Source organism: Myceligenerans xiligouense, from assembly GCF_003814695.1.
Taxonomy (GTDB): domain Bacteria; phylum Actinomycetota; class Actinomycetes; order Actinomycetales; family Cellulomonadaceae; genus Myceligenerans; species Myceligenerans xiligouense.
This window is the reverse complement of record NZ_RKQZ01000001.1, coordinates 1,686,507-1,700,363: the sequence shown is the minus strand read 5'-3', so window position 1 is coordinate 1,700,363 and position 13,857 is coordinate 1,686,507. Positions and strand designations below refer to the sequence as shown.

At 71.1% G+C, this 13,857-nt stretch carries 14 protein-coding genes; 2 read left to right on the top strand and 12 right to left on the bottom strand.

What is annotated here, in order from left to right; all coding sequences use genetic code 11:
- Positions 1–22: 22 nt before the first annotated feature.
- The 9 genes from EDD34_RS07310 to EDD34_RS07270 all read right to left on the bottom strand — a co-directional run bounded on the left by EDD34_RS07310 (position 23) and on the right by EDD34_RS07270 (position 8,659).
- Positions 23–715 carry a hypothetical protein gene (locus tag EDD34_RS07310; protein ID WP_123813973.1) on the bottom strand — a complete coding sequence of 231 codons (693 nt, stop codon included), beginning with the start codon at positions 713–715 and terminating at the stop codon, positions 23–25.
- Complete coding sequence (locus EDD34_RS07305) at positions 712–1,392, bottom strand: hypothetical protein (RefSeq protein ID WP_123813972.1); 681 nt, start codon at positions 1,390–1,392, stop codon at positions 712–714. The genes EDD34_RS07310 and EDD34_RS07305 overlap by 4 nt, the downstream gene beginning before the upstream one ends.
- On the bottom strand, positions 1,392–2,912 hold the full coding sequence (locus tag EDD34_RS07300; protein WP_123813971.1) for a hypothetical protein: 1,521 nt from the start codon (positions 2,910–2,912) through the stop codon (positions 1,392–1,394). Before EDD34_RS07300 ends, EDD34_RS07305 begins: the two co-directional genes overlap by 1 nt.
- A 10-nt stretch (positions 2,913–2,922) precedes the next feature.
- On the bottom strand, positions 2,923–3,210 hold the full coding sequence (locus tag EDD34_RS07295) for a hypothetical protein (protein ID WP_123813970.1): 288 nt from the start codon (positions 3,208–3,210) through the stop codon (positions 2,923–2,925).
- A 4-nt stretch (positions 3,211–3,214) separates the two neighbouring features.
- Positions 3,215–3,511: a WXG100 family type VII secretion target gene (locus tag EDD34_RS07290; RefSeq protein WP_123813969.1), complete on the bottom strand. Its 297-nt coding sequence runs from the start codon at positions 3,509–3,511 to the stop codon at positions 3,215–3,217.
- Positions 3,512–3,809: 298 nt separating this feature from the next.
- Complete coding sequence (locus EDD34_RS07285) at positions 3,810–5,159, bottom strand: lipase family protein (protein WP_123813968.1); 1,350 nt, start codon at positions 5,157–5,159, stop codon at positions 3,810–3,812.
- A 251-nt stretch (positions 5,160–5,410) separates the two neighbouring features.
- On the bottom strand, positions 5,411–5,998 hold the full coding sequence (locus EDD34_RS07280) for a DUF6580 family putative transport protein (RefSeq protein ID WP_246012234.1): 588 nt from the start codon (positions 5,996–5,998) through the stop codon (positions 5,411–5,413).
- A gap of 35 nt (positions 5,999–6,033) precedes the next feature.
- Positions 6,034–6,435 (bottom strand): DUF4430 domain-containing protein, encoded by a 402-nt coding sequence (locus EDD34_RS07275; RefSeq protein WP_246012644.1) that lies wholly within the window; start codon positions 6,433–6,435, stop codon positions 6,034–6,036.
- 85 nt (positions 6,436–6,520) lie between these two features.
- Complete coding sequence (locus tag EDD34_RS07270; protein WP_246012233.1) at positions 6,521–8,659, bottom strand: DNA gyrase/topoisomerase IV subunit B; 2,139 nt, start codon at positions 8,657–8,659, stop codon at positions 6,521–6,523.
- 288 nt (positions 8,660–8,947) lie between these two features.
- Between EDD34_RS07270 and EDD34_RS07265 the strand changes: the two genes are divergently transcribed.
- Entirely contained in the window at positions 8,948–9,145 is a 198-nt protein-coding gene (locus tag EDD34_RS07265; protein ID WP_123816388.1) for a DUF7455 domain-containing protein, read from the top strand.
- Between the two features lie 110 nt (positions 9,146–9,255).
- On the opposite strand, the gene EDD34_RS07260 is transcribed toward EDD34_RS07265, so the two are convergent.
- From EDD34_RS07260 to EDD34_RS07250, 3 genes are all read right to left on the bottom strand, one after another.
- Positions 9,256–10,965 carry an RNA polymerase sigma factor gene (locus EDD34_RS07260; RefSeq protein WP_123813964.1) on the bottom strand — a complete coding sequence of 570 codons (1,710 nt, stop codon included), beginning with the start codon at positions 10,963–10,965 and terminating at the stop codon, positions 9,256–9,258.
- A 355-nt stretch (positions 10,966–11,320) separates the two neighbouring features.
- Positions 11,321–11,677: a universal stress protein gene (locus EDD34_RS07255; protein ID WP_123813963.1), complete on the bottom strand. Its 357-nt coding sequence runs from the start codon at positions 11,675–11,677 to the stop codon at positions 11,321–11,323.
- Between the two features lie 158 nt (positions 11,678–11,835).
- Complete coding sequence (locus EDD34_RS07250) at positions 11,836–13,041, bottom strand: DUF4192 domain-containing protein (RefSeq protein WP_170176992.1); 1,206 nt, start codon at positions 13,039–13,041, stop codon at positions 11,836–11,838.
- Positions 13,042–13,182: 141 nt separating this feature from the next.
- Between EDD34_RS07250 and EDD34_RS07245 the strand changes: the two genes are divergently transcribed.
- A complete protein-coding gene (locus EDD34_RS07245) occupies positions 13,183–13,857 on the top strand; it encodes a hypothetical protein (RefSeq protein WP_123813961.1) in 675 nt (224 codons plus the stop codon).

The window sequence follows — 13,857 nt, the reverse complement described above, 5'->3', positions numbered from 1 at the left end:
TGCTCCGGGGTCGGGGGGTTCGTTACCTGCGGGCGGGGCCGGGGGCGGCCGGGTCGAGGGGCGTCAGAGGGCTCGCGCCGGGACCGGCCCAGCGGAACGTGGACATCAGCGCGTCGAAGAAGAGGACGAGCGCCTCGGACACCAGCCGGCCCTCCTCGGAGTTCCAGACCGTGCTGAACGACATCACGAGCCAGTCGCCCTCGACGTCGTCCCGCGAGATCACGTAGACGACCTGCTTGGTGGACACCACGGGAAAGTCCCCGTCGTGGCGTACGTCGTGGGAGGTCGTGGTCACGCGCGCGCCGGGGCGGCCGTCGACCTCGACGAGCTCGCTCTCGTCGTAGTCCTCGGTGAGGATGCTGGCCGCCACCTCGACCGGGTTGCTGCCGGCGTCGCTGACGATCTCGGCCTCCGTGATGGAGCAGGGCGTCATGATGCCGTTCAGGGGCTCGGTCGGCAGGTAGACGGCACCGGCACCGGCCTCGGTGGCCTCGGTGAAGGTGTCGCGCAGGGCGTCGCGCATCAGGTGGCGGTGCGGCTCGACGGAGTCGCGCGGGAGGTCGTCCGGCAGTGCCTGGCGGACCACGTCCTCGATCGCCTCGTCGAGCTCGCGGGCCTGGCCCGGACCGGTGGGGAACCTGACCCACCCCGGAGGGAAGAACATGCCCCAGACGTCGGTCGGCTTGGCTCCGGCAAGGTCAGGGTTCGAGGTCATGATCCGCTCCGGACGATCTTCACGGCGGGCAGCAGCTCGTCGAGCAGCTCGGTCATCAGGCCGGCGACGGGCAGGTTCTGGGAACGCCAGACGAGCACGGTGTCGGCCAGGACGTCGTCGTGCTCGGTGCGGCGGCCGAGGGCCACGCTCACCCAGGCCGTGCCGCTCCCGCCGCCGAGGTCCAGGCGCGTGACACGGAGGCCGTCGCCGTCGGGCAGGTCGAGGTGGTCGATCTCCGGTGGCGCGAGCGGGGCGCCGCCCGTGGCCCCCAGGGCGGCCATGAGCCCCGCGCCGTCGTCGTCGAGGCTGCTGAGGCCGACGGCGACGAGCACCGGGATGGGCGTGCACCCGAGGATCCCGACGGCCGCGAGGACCCGGTCGCCGGCCGGCGCGACACCGTCGGCGAACTCCCGCAGGTTCCGGACCGACTCGGCGGCCGTGCGTTCGAGCTCCGCCCGGAGGCCGTCCGGGACGGCGAGGTCCCGGTACTCGTCGTCGACGACCTCCTGGGGCTTGATCGAGTCCGCGACGAGGGCCACGGCCTCCCGCTCCCAGCGGTCGACGAGGTCCTGGGGGTCCTGCCCCGTCGCGGGCACGGCGAGCCAGCCCGCCGGGGCTTCGACGTTCCAGGTCCAGTGGCTCGTGGCGCTCGCGCGCGCCCGCTGCGTCGCCCCCATCAGTGGTCGTCCAGGACGTTGTTCTCGCTGTAGAGGCCGCTGTAGTCGGCGTCCTTCCACCAGTCGAACGAGCTGCGCAGGTCGGTGGGGCTGAAGTTCGTCGGGGTGACAGCCATGCCCCAGAGCGACGTGGTCCAGCCGAAGCCGAAGGCCCACGGCCCGAGCTTCGCGATGAGAGGGATCGCGCTGGGAGCGCCGCCGAGGAGATTGACGATGTTCAGGTCGATCTTCTTCAGGTCGGTGATGTCGTTGAGGCCGAGCACACGGTCACCTCGCCAGTTGCCCCGGACGAAGACGTCGCCGAAGCGCGACTTCTCCACGTTCCAGAAGTTCTTGGTGTAGAACTGCCAGAACGGCGGCTTGACCGTCGTGCTGCCGATGAAGTCGTCCCACCGGTTGAGGTTCTGGGTGATCGTGGTGAACTGCCGGTCGAGGGATCCGAGCAGGGATCGCTCCGCGGGCGAGAGGGGGTTCACCCGCCACGCCGGCATCGGCCTGCTGAAGTTGATCCGGGGGTAGACGCCCGGCCTGCTGAAGTTGGGGGGCAGGCGGGTGCGCAGGGTGTCCCGGAGCCTGGAGACCGCCTCCAGCCTGTCGACGGCCGCGTCCCGCCAGCCACCTCCCCGGGTGGCGACCTTGATGCTCTGCAACCCCTTGAGCGCCCGGGTGGCGACCGCGCCGACACCGATGAACGCGATCCCCACGACGCCGATGATGACGCTCAGCCAGCTGCCCTCGCCCCAGGCGGCCAAGATGGTGCTCGCGATCGTGGACAGCACCGTGACCACCACTCCCAGCAGCGTCACGATCCCCAGGCCGGGAATGAGGATCGCGAGCACCGCCAGCGCCATCCCGATGTAGCCCAGGATCTCCACGATCTTCTTCAGCACCTTGGCGATCTTGTGCCGAAGGGCCTCCTGCCAGGAATGGTGCAGGCCGTCGACGTCCCAGTTCTCCTTGATCTTCGCGGCGGCGGCGTCGGCCGCGACCTGGAGTGCCTCCAGGGCCCGGGTCGCCTTGGCCCTCGCCGCCGCGAGACCCTCCTCGGCCTTGCCGATCGCCGCCGTACGCTGCGACGACGCCTCGCGGTCCTGGTCCGTGAGCGGCGGGTCGTCCTCCGACCGGTCCTCGTTCACCGGGTCCGCCATGCCCTCGGCGACCCCGAGCTGCTGGTTGGCCTCCTCCGCCTCGCGCAGCGCCTCGCCGGTCCGGGTCCGGGCCTCCCCGAGCTCGGGCTGGTAGCCGACCAGCGCGTCCTTCACGTCGGTGTACCGCCCGGCCGCCTTGGACAGCGCCTCGTTGCTCTCGCGTGCCCGCTTGCGCATCGCGTCGGCCGCCTGCCCCTTGAGAAGCCGGACGTCGCCGTCACCGATCCGCTTCAGCAATGCGGCCTGCTCGGTCATCGCCTGCGCGATGTCGCGGTAGTGACTGATGATTCCGTCGAGCCCCTCGGCCGGGGCGGGGACGGGATCGGAGTCATGACCGAGCAGGTTCCATGCGCCTTCACGGGCGCCGCTCATCCGGTTTCTCCTAGGTCGGCTGTTCGTCGAACGAGGAGGCCAGTGCGTCCTCGGTCTCGTTCCAGGCCTCCTTCGCCTGGTCCAACTTCTTGGTCAGGTCGTCGAGCTGGACCTGGAGCTTCTCGCGCTTGACCCACCAGTTGTCGATGAACGAGTTCATCGCGCCCTTGACGGTGTCGTGGCCCCAGATGTCGCCGCCCTCCCACATCGCGGACATGTTCTTGAACTCGTCGTTGATGTTCTTCAGGTCGGTGGCGGCGTCCTCCAGGACCTCCTTCGTGACGATGACATCGGCCACGGCGTCACTTGTTCAGCGCGTTGGCGAGCTCTTCGTCCGTCTTCCGCAGCGCCTCCGCGGCCTGCTTGAGGTACTCGCCGATCCCGTCGAGCCCCTCCAGGACCTGCTTGCCGCCCTTGTCGAGCTCCTGGTAGGACTCGTCGAAGCGCTTGGACGACCTGTCGGTCACGTACCCGTCCTGGACCAGGTTCTGCACCAGGTTGCGCAGCTGGTCGAGCTTGCTCTGCATGTCGGCCGCCTCCTGCTGCATGCGCGCGGCGGCGTCCTCCATGTCCTGGAAGGTCACGTTGATGTTCGGCATGGCCGGTCCTTTCACTGGGGTACGGGACTCGCTCGGGTGGAACCCGGCTATCGTCCGGAACCAGGAGAAACAGCTGCGCAACGGGAGGAGAACGACATCTGAACGTTCGGCACACGGAGAGACGGCGAACCCGCAGGTCACATGCCCTTCGGCGACCTGGCCGACGCCTCGCCGACGCATCGGTACGTCGGCATGTCGGTGCGCCGCCCCTCCGGTCACACCGAAGCGACCGGCCCGCCCACCGGGCTGGCCCACCGGGCCAACCACCGGCGGGCGGGCCGGTCAGCAGTGGATCGGGTCAGCAGTGACTCCAGAACGGCCGCCCGGCGAAGCGCCGTTCCACGAAGGTGACCACGCTCGGGGCGGCCGTCACCATCGTCGTGACGTGCTCCCCGACATGCCACTGCCAGTGGACGTCGGCGCCCGCCGCGCAGTACTCGTCGCGCAGCGTCGCCGCCTGCCCCGGGGGCACGATCTCGTCGAACAGGCCGTGGTACAGGAACAGGGGCGCGTCCGGCGGGTTCGCCCCGGCGCGGTTCTCGGCGAACCGCGCCTGCCAGGCGTCGGTGTACCGGGGGTCCTGGTCGGTGTACACGTCGATGTCCTGGAGCGCGTACGCGAGCGCCGTGTCGACGCACGCGTCCTGCTCGCGCTCGTAGAGCCGCCGTCCTCGGTCGTTGAAGTAGGCGTCCAGGTCCAGCTCGGGGTAGGCGGCGTCGTACCCGAAGGCCGCGAGCAGCATGAACCCGAAGCCGAGGCCGCCGTTGAGCCTCTCGGAGACCGCGGTGAGGTCGGCGGGCACGCCGCCGGCGGCGACGCCGACGACGTCGAGCTCCGGGGCGTAGGACTGCCACAGCTCGCCCGCCCAGACCGCCGCGCCACCACCTTGCGAATAGCCGGCGATCACCACCTTGCCCCCGGGTTCGAGCCCGGACGCGCCGAGGTTCGTCGCGGCCCGCACCATGTCGAGCACCACCCTGCCCTGCGACTGCCCGACCATGTAGGTGTGCAGGCCCGGCGTGCCGAGGCCCTCGTAGTCGGTGATCACCACGGCGTAGCCCTTGAGCAGGAAGGGTTCGATGAGCGGCCGTTCGTAGTCGAGCCAGCGCGACGGCGCGCAGTCGTCCCCGATGCCTCGTGTGCCCGGTGCCACGGTCACGATGGGACGCGGGCCGTCGCCGCGCCAGGCCCGGTGCGGCACCAGGACGCGTCCGGTCACGGGGATGTCGTCGCCTGTCGCGCCGGTCGAGTGGTACATGACCATCCAGGTGCGCGCGGACAGTCCGGCGGGCTGCTCGCGGGTCCTGATCAGCTCGCCGTCCGCGCCGTCGCCCAGGTCGGCGGGCGGGTCGTAGAAGTCGTCCGGCGGGACCGGGAAGATCGTGCCGGAGCGGAGGCGGCCGTCGTCGTCGGGCACGGCGGCCGACGACGGGTCGGTGAGCGCCGTGCCTCCGGGCGCCGCCGACGGGTCGCCGGACAGGGCGGTCACGGAGCCGGGCGCCGACGACGGACCGGTGGGAACGCCGGGTCCGGGGGCGGCAGCCTGCGCGACGGCGGGGACGAGAGGGATCGCCAGCGTGGCGACCACGGTCAGGGCGAGTCCGCGCAGCCGAGTACGGCGGGCAGGGTGGCGACGGGGGTTGAGCATGGAGCCTCTCCTTCGAGGTCGTCCGCGACTGCTCGACGCTGAGCAGCCGGCTCGGCACACCGAGCGCTACTTACTGTAACTACAATAAGTAGTGCCGCCAAGAGCCTGCCGCGAGCAGCCCGCGGTCTCCCCCGTGGCCGGGCGCGCACACGCCCCGGCCACGCGAGGGCGAGCACGCGCCCCGGCGCGCAAGGAGAGCAGCCGGGCCGACCCAGCGCTCCGATCCACCCGGTCCGGGCCCGCGACGCCGATCAGTGCGACTGCGGCACGATCCCCGGCGCCGCCAGGACGCGCTCGGAACGCTCCACGAGCGCCACGGCGCCGGCCGCGAGCGGCACCAGCACCAGGTTGCCCAGCAGCATCGTGCGGAAGAACGGCAGCCCCGCCACGTAGGACGCCAGGAGACCGTCCAGGCCCGGCGCGTAGAACGTGCCCCGGCTCTGGAGCCACACGCCGAAGTTGGTCCACAGGAAGAACCAGACCGAACCCCCGACACCGAGCCCGAACGCCGCGCCGAGCCGCCGCCACCCGGCGGTGCGGCGCACGAGCAGCGCGCCGAGCCCGATCACGGCCCACGCCGTCCAGGTGAACAGCAGGATCGACGTGTTGCCGAGCAGCGCGTCACTCACCGCCGCGGCCGCGAACGGCACGAGCACCGCCGCCCGGTGCCGCAGGATCACGGCGGCGAAGAACGTCGCCGCCGTGATCAGCTCCAGGTTCGGCGGAGCGCCCAGGTCCGCGCGCACCATCCGCCACACCACCGCGAGCGCCACGACCACGACGGCGAGCGCCGGGCGCCACCACCGGCGGGCGAGGTCCGCGAGCGTCAGGTCGCGCACGGAGGACTGGTGGGCGTCAGGCCGGGCGCCCCGCATCAGAACGTCTCCAGCTTCCAGGTGATCTCCTGGCCGTCCTCGGTCTCGAGCGCGCCGGCGCCCTCGGTGGCCTGCTCGCCGTCGACGTAGAGCGCCCAGAACTCGTTCGCGCCCTCGTCGGCGGCGTAGCCGCAGATGCCGGTGACGAAGGCGGTCTCGCCCTCGCCGGCGGCCTCGGCGGTCGGGTCGTTCTCCAGCAGCAGGTCGAGCGCGGTCTCGCCGTCCTCACCGCCGTAGGAGAAGTCCTCCTTCTCGACGCAGACCGGGGCGAGGCCCCCGGGGGCGGACGCGGCGTCGTCGGCCTCGGCGTTGTTCTCGCCGCCGGAGCCGCACGCCGCGAGGAGTGCGACGGCGGCCGCCGCGGCGAGCATCTTCAGGGACGGGATCGTGGTGCGTTGCATGGTCACGGCCTCATCGTAGGAACGTGAGCCGGGAACGCGCGCGCCCGTCTCGTGGACCGGAGGTGCGGGACCGCCCCTCCGGCCCTCAGACGTCGATGCGCTCGCGGTCCAGCTCGCTCGCTCCGTCGACGATGAACTTCTTGCGCGGTGCGACGTCCGAGCCCATGAGGAGGTCGAACACGCGCTCGGCGGCCTCGGCGTGTTCCGCCGTGACGCGCCGCAGCGTGCGGTGGCGCGGGCTCATGGTGGTCTCCGCGAGCTGATCGGCGTCCATCTCGCCGAGGCCCTTGTACCGCTGGATCTCGTCCTTGTAACGCCGCCCCGCCTTGTCGAGCTTGTGCAGCGTGGTCCGCAGCTCGGCCTCGGAATAGGTGTAGATGTACTCCGTCTTGCGCCGCCCGCTGGCGGGGAGCTCGATCCGGTGCAGGGGCGGCACCGCCGCGAACACTCGGCCGGCCTCGATGAGCGGCTTCATGTACCGGTAGAAGAGCGTCAGGAGCAGGGTGCGGATGTGCGCGCCGTCGACGTCGGCGTCGGTCATCAGCACCACCTTGCCGTAGCGGGCCGCCTCGAGGTCGAACGAGCGCCCCGAGCCGGCGCCGAGGACCTGGATGATGGCCGCGCACTCGGCGTTGCGCAGCATGTCGCTGATCGACGCCTTCTGGACGTTGAGGATCTTGCCGCGGATGGGGAGCAGCGCCTGGAAGTCGCTCGACCGGGCGAGCTTCGCGGTGCCGAGAGCCGAGTCACCCTCCACGATGAACAGCTCGGACTTGTTGACGTCGTCGCTGCGGCAGTCGGCGAGCTTGGCGGGCAGCGAAGAGGTCTCCAGCGCGTTCTTGCGGCGGCTGATCTCCTTCTGCTTGCGCGCCGTGATCCGCGCGCGCATCTCGGCGACGATCTTCTCGAGCAGCAGGGCGGCCTGCGTCTTGTCGTCGCGCTTGGTGGAGGTCAGGTGTGCGTGGATCTCCTTCTCGACCACGCGCGAGACGATCTGGCGGACCGGGCCGGTGCCGAGCACCTCCTTGGTCTGGCCCTCGAACTGTGGTTCGGCGAGGCGGACGGTGACGACGGCGGTGAGGCCGGCCAGGATGTCGTCCTTCTCGATCCGCTCGGCGTTCTCCTTGGTGGAGACCTTGAGCTTGCGCGCGTTCGTCTCCACGGCCTTGCGGATCACCTTGAGCAGGCCCTGGTCGAACCCGGTCTGGTGGGTGCCGCCCTTGGGGGTGGAGATGATGTTGACGAAGGAGCGCACCTCGGTCTCGTACCCGGTGCCCCATCGCAGCGCCACGTCCACCTCGCAGTCGCGCTGCACCGCCTGCGGCGTCATGTGGCCCTTCTCGTCCAGCACGGGCACCGTCTCGGAGAAGGTGCCCGAGCCCTGCAGCCGCCAGATCGCCGTCACCGGAGCGTCCGGAGCGAGGTGTTCGACGAAGTCGATCACGCCGCCGTCGTGCTTGAACACCTCCTCGTGCACGCCCGACTCCCCCGGCGTGCCCGGCAGGCCGCGCTCGTCGCGGATACGGATCTCCAGGCCCGGCACCAGGAAGCTGGTCTGCCGGGCGCGGGTGACGAGCTCGTCGTAGCTGAAGACGGCGGTCTTGGGGAAGATCTGCCGGTCCGCCCAGTACCGGACGCGCGTGCCGGTGACCCCGCGCTTCACCTTCCCGACCACCGCGAGCTCGGAGTGGTCGGTGAAGGGCTCGAACGGCACGTCCGGGCCGGCGCCCGACGGCGGGTCCGCGAACAGGCCGGGCTCGCCGCGGTGGAAGGTCATCCGGTGCGTCTTGCCGGCGCGGTCGACCTCGACGTCGAGGCGCGCGGACAGCGCATTGACCACCGAGGCGCCGACACCGTGCAGGCCGCCCGACGCCGCGTACGAGCCGCCACCGAACTTCCCGCCCGCGTGCAGCTTCGTGTAGACGACCTCCACGCCGGACAGGCCGGTCTTCGGCTCGACGTCCACCGGGATACCGCGCCCGTCGTCCGCGACCGTCACCGACGAGTCCGCGTGCAGCACCACGTCGATCTTCGTGGCGTGCCCGCCCAGGGCCTCGTCGACCGAGTTGTCGATGATCTCCCACAGGCAGTGCATGAGGCCACGCGAATCGGTGGTCCCGATGTACATACCGGGTCGCTTGCGTACCGCCTCCAGGCCCTCCAGAACGGAGAGATGCCGGGCGGTGTAGCTGGATTCCTTCTCAGGACGGGCGGTCGCGGTCACGGGCCACAGCGTAGACGAGGTGTCCGACACTCTGTGCCCGCCACGCAGGACGGACGTGCGTAGACACATAGTGGACGGCCGGAGGAACCGGCGCGGAACCAGCGCGGTCCGCGCCCCACGGCCGCCGCCCGGCGTCGGCGGATCGGCGTGGCGGCGATTCATCCCTCAGCGCAATCCGGCCTCATCGACTACGGAAACTGTGAGGCACACCGCTAAGCTCACGGCGAAAGCGGGGCTCTGAGGGGATGGGACCCGATGGACCGATGGTTGGATAGGGGCGTGACGACCATGACGACCGAACAGCTCACCGCCGCCGACCGTTGCGACCGCTGCGGGGCCCAGGCCTACGTGCGAGTCGTCCTGCCCACGGGCGAACTGCTCTTCTGCGGCCACCACGCCCGTGCACACCAGCCCGCCTATGCGGGAGTGGCCACCTATGTCCAGGACGAGACCGACCGACTGCTCGCCGAGCACGGCCAGAACTGACTGAGACCCGAACTTCCCAAGACCACGCGAACGGCCGGCCCCCGAGGGAGCCGGCCGTTCTGCTGTCCCCGAATCACCGGGGACCGGTCGAGGTGGTCGCGCGGTGCCGGTCAGTCGAGGTAGTCGCGCAGCACCTGGGAGCGCGACGGGTGCCGCAGCTTCGACATCGTCTTGGACTCGATCTGCCGGATACGCTCACGCGTCACGCCGTAGACCTTGCCGATCTCGTCCAGGGTCTTGGGCTGGCCGTCCTGCAGGCCGAACCGCATGGAGACGACACCGGCCTCACGCTCGCTGAGCGTGTCCAGCACCTGGTGCAACTGCTCCTGCAGGAGCGTGAACGACACGGCGTCCGCCGGCACGACGGCCTCGGAGTCCTCGATGAGGTCACCGAACTCGCTGTCACCGTCCTCACCGAGCGGGGTCGCCAGGGAGATGGGCTCGCGGCCGTACTTCTGGACCTCGACCACCTTCTCCGGGGTCATGTCGAGTTCCTTGGCCAGTTCCTCCGGCGTGGGCTCGCGGCCCAGGTCCTGGAGCATCTGGCGCTGCACGCGGGCGAGCTTGTTGATGACCTCGACCATGTGCACCGGGATGCGGATGGTGCGGGCCTGGTCCGCCATGGCGCGGGTGATCGCCTGGCGGATCCACCAGGTGGCGTACGTCGAGAACTTGTAGCCCTTGGTGTAGTCGAACTTCTCGACCGCACGGATCAGACCGAGGTTGCCCTCCTGGATCAGGTCCAGGAACAGCATGCCGCGGCCCGTGTAGCGCTTCGCGAGCGAGACCACGAGGCGCAGGTTCGCCTCGAGCAGGTGGTTCTTCGCGCGCTTGCCGTCGTGCGCGATCCACTTCAGGTCGCGCTCCGTACGACGCTGGTCCTTGTCGTTCCGGTCGAACTCCGTGCTGGCGAGGCGCTCCTCGGCGAACAGGCCGGCCTCGATGCGCTTGGCGAGCTCGACCTCCTGCTCCGCGTTCAGCAGCGCGACCTTACCGATCTGCTTCAGGTAGTCCTTGACCGGATCCGCGGTGGCACCCGCGGTGACGACCTGCTGCGCCGGCTGGTCCTCGTCGTCCGTGTCGGAGACGACGAAGCCGCCCCTCTCGTCGGCGGTCTCGCCCTTGCGCCTCCTCGTGGACGGCGCCGGCTCCTCCTCCTCGAGCGGTGGGGTCGAGATGTCCGACAGGTCGTTCTCCACGAGCACCGGGGCGTCGTCGGCCCCCTTGCGGCGGCGCGATGTGGTCTTCGGTGCCCCGGCCTTCGCGGCGGGCTTCTTCGCGGCGGGCTTCTTCCGCGTCGCCGGCTTCCCGGACTCGGACTCGTCCGTGACGGCCTCCGACACGGTGTCCTTGGTCGCCGCAGCCGGGACCGCCGACTTCGACGCCGTGGTCTTCGTGGTGGTGGTCTTCCGGGTGGTGGTCGACTTCGTCGTCCGGCGCGTGGTCTTCTTCGCGCCGGACGTCTTCGTGCCCGCCTCCGAGGCCTCGGCGTCCTCCACGCTGGCCTTCGCGGCGACCGCACCCGAGCGGCTGGCCGCGGCGGCGACGGTCGCCGAGGCGGGCAGCCCGACATCGACCCCCGAGCCGGCGAGAGCCCGGAGCACGGCCTTGAGACGCTTGGCATCGGCGACCTTGGCGGCCTCGCATGCCGTACGGAAGTTCTCCGCATCGACTCGGCCGGCGGCCACGCCGGTGCTGAGGAGCTCTCTCAGAGCGGGATGTTCGAACTCACGGGGCAGGTCGCGCACGGGGGCACGATCGAGAGCTGTGTCCTGGGAGTTGACGGGAGTGGGCGCCACAAACCGACCTTTCGGGGTCATCGAGGATCCGGTGGTTCCGCTGCCGGGGCCTGCACTGGACCTCGTCGTGATCGGCAACGAACAAGGGATATTGTACCGTTGGCACCCTTGCACGCCTGAGTCGACGGGGCCAGCGCAGGAAAGTCGGGGCTCATCTCACAGCCTCACGCACGCGGAGCCCGCTGGTGGCGGGCGTTGTTTCCCGGGTTCTCGCTCGTTTTCTTCGGGATATCGGGTCAACGAACAAGGCCGCCCGATGATTCCCGGGGACAGCCCGTTCACCCGCCTCTTCAACCCCTGGCCGTCGCCCTGGAAACGCCGTTCGCGGGCCGGATGGTGAGGCCTCCCGGAACCGTCGGACGCTCCGCGCGGATGGTCAGACCTTGACCGCCAGCACCGGGCACGGCGCCTCGATGAGGATGCGCTGGGCGCCAGATCCCAGGATGAGCTTGCCCACCGGGCTGCGGCGGCGCAGCCCGATCACCATGAGCTCGGCGCCCGTCTCCAGCGCGATCCGCACCAGATCTTCGGCGAGGTCGCCGGTGCCCGGGTCCATGCGGACCTCGACGCCGGAGGCGCGGAGCCGCTCGGTCAGGTCGGCGCCGTGCCAGCCGGGCTCGCCGGGACCGGCCACCACGACGAGCGGAGCCTTGCGCTGCTCGGCCTCGGCCACGGCGGCGTCGAGCGCTGCCTGTCCCTCTGGGGTGGCCAGGTTGCCAACGACGATCGTCATGGGCACCGACGCTACCGGAAAACGGACCTGGCAACTCCGCCGGAACGGTTCCCGGGCTCCACTTCGTGCGGGGTGGCCACGAGGAACCCGCGCCGGCTCTGAGGACGGCGTCCGGATCGGCACGTCCTGACCGCCACCTCCGCGGTCACGAGAGCCCCTCACGACGTCGGCTCCAGGGCCTGCTCCTGCGCCTGCTCGCGCAGGAGCTCCGCCGTCTCCCTCCGCACCCAGCCTGGCGGGAGGCCCGCGTCGAGCGCGGTCGTCACGAGTCCGGCCAGCGAATATTCCCCGTCGATCGCGAGCGCGGCGTCGAGCCGGCCCGACGCCATCGCGCCGTCACCACCCCACCAGGCGACGAGACCGAGCAGCGTGAGCGGCGCCGGCTGCCGGGCACGCGGGACGTGCGCGACGACCGCCTCCAGGACACGTACAGCTGCTCCGACCCGCTCGTCGTCGGGCCGGGTGGCACCGGCCGGATCGACGATCCGGGCCATCGCGCGTGCGGCCGCGGCGTCCGTCTCGGTATCCACCCGCCGCTGGGCCGTGCGCAGCACCGCGTCGTCGTCCGTCGTCTCCTCGTTCGCGGTGATCCACAGGAGGAGCGCGTCGCGCACCCAGCGGTCCTCCATCGCCGCGGCGAGCCGGCCGAGCATCGCCGGTTCCAGTTCGACGATCTCGCCCGGTTCCGCCGCGCCCGTGCGCCGCACCGCGACGCGCCACTCCTCCAGCGACCGCTCGACCCAGCCGGGGGCGGTGGCTCGCGCGTTCACCCACCGGCCGGCGGCCCGCCCGGCCGAGCGCCGCGCCTCGGGTGACGCGCGGGCGATGCGCAGCCGGTCGGCACGGCTCGGCGCGACCGATCGACCGGCGAGCACCATCGTGGCCGCGATCCGGCTGTGGACGATGTCTTCCACCGGACGCCCCTCGGCGGGGCAGCAGAGCGGATCGGTGCAGTCGAGCGCGCGATAGCCGCCTGGCGTGACGATCCACGACTCCGTCCCCGGCAGGTGCGCCTCGATCCGCGCGGCGGTCACCTCCATCGCCCGCCGGACCCGCGCCCCCGCGTCGCCGGCGGCGGGCAGCGCCGCACCGGTGTATCCCACGACCACGACGCGATCCGCCCCGTCCCTGGTCGCGACCCGTGCCAGCGACTCGGCCGCGGCCTCCGCCGCCGGGCGCCCGTCGGTACACCGTCCGTCGAAGGCAGCCAGATCCAGCCGGGCGACCAGCCCGACGGTCTGGCGTCTCCCCCGCACGCTGACCACGACGACGGACTCGGACGGCTGGTAGCCGAGGCGGAAGGGAACGAAGGCGATGAGGTCCTGAGGGCCGCGCACCCGCACGGTGATGGCGTTCGTGTTCATGGCCACCATCACACGCGTCCCGCCGTCGTCCCGCCGGACCTCTGGTGGCTCCCTGTCGAAAAGCCCGCGGTGTCCCCAGAACCGGTCTGTATCGGATCCGCACGTTCTCGACCCGGCGGTCCGAACGGCTACCGTGTCGGGGTGCCGAGAATTCTCCCGCCGGAACGCGCGAAGCCCACGAGGAGCGAACAGGACGGCCGTGGCCGCCGTGCCGTCGCCCGTGTCGCGGTGGTCGCCGCGGCGGGCGCGCTGCTGCTTTCCGGATGCGACGCGGGCGGAGCCGTGAACGATCTCGCCGAGGAGTTCGGCAACGCGCGCCAGGTCAGCGAGGAGCCGGACACCACCGCGGGCGCCCCGGACCCGGCGTCCGCCGACGGCGACACCTCCGCCTCCCCGAGCGCGAGCCCCGCACCGGAGGTGCTGCCGAGCTTCGACGCCCGGAGCGTGGTGGGAGATCTCGCGCCCGGCTTCCCGAAGGGCGTGGTGTCCGTCCCGGAGGGCGCGAAACTGCTGGCGTCGTCCGCCGCGACCGTCCCGGACACGAAGCCCGCGACCGTGCAGGTGACCCTGAACCTCTCGGCGAAGCGCCCCCCGGCGAAACTGCTGGAGCAGGTGAGCTCGGTGCTGGCGAAGAACGGCTTCGAGAAGCTCGAGGCGCCGGCCGAGAGCGGCATGTCGGAGCAGGCCGCGTTCACCCGCACGACGACGGTGAAGCAGGCGACGGTCAACGAGTCGCTCCTGGTGGGTGTCCTGAAGGACGGCGATCGCGCGCTGCTCACCCTGAGTGGGACGGTGGCCGCGAAACCGGGCGCTTAG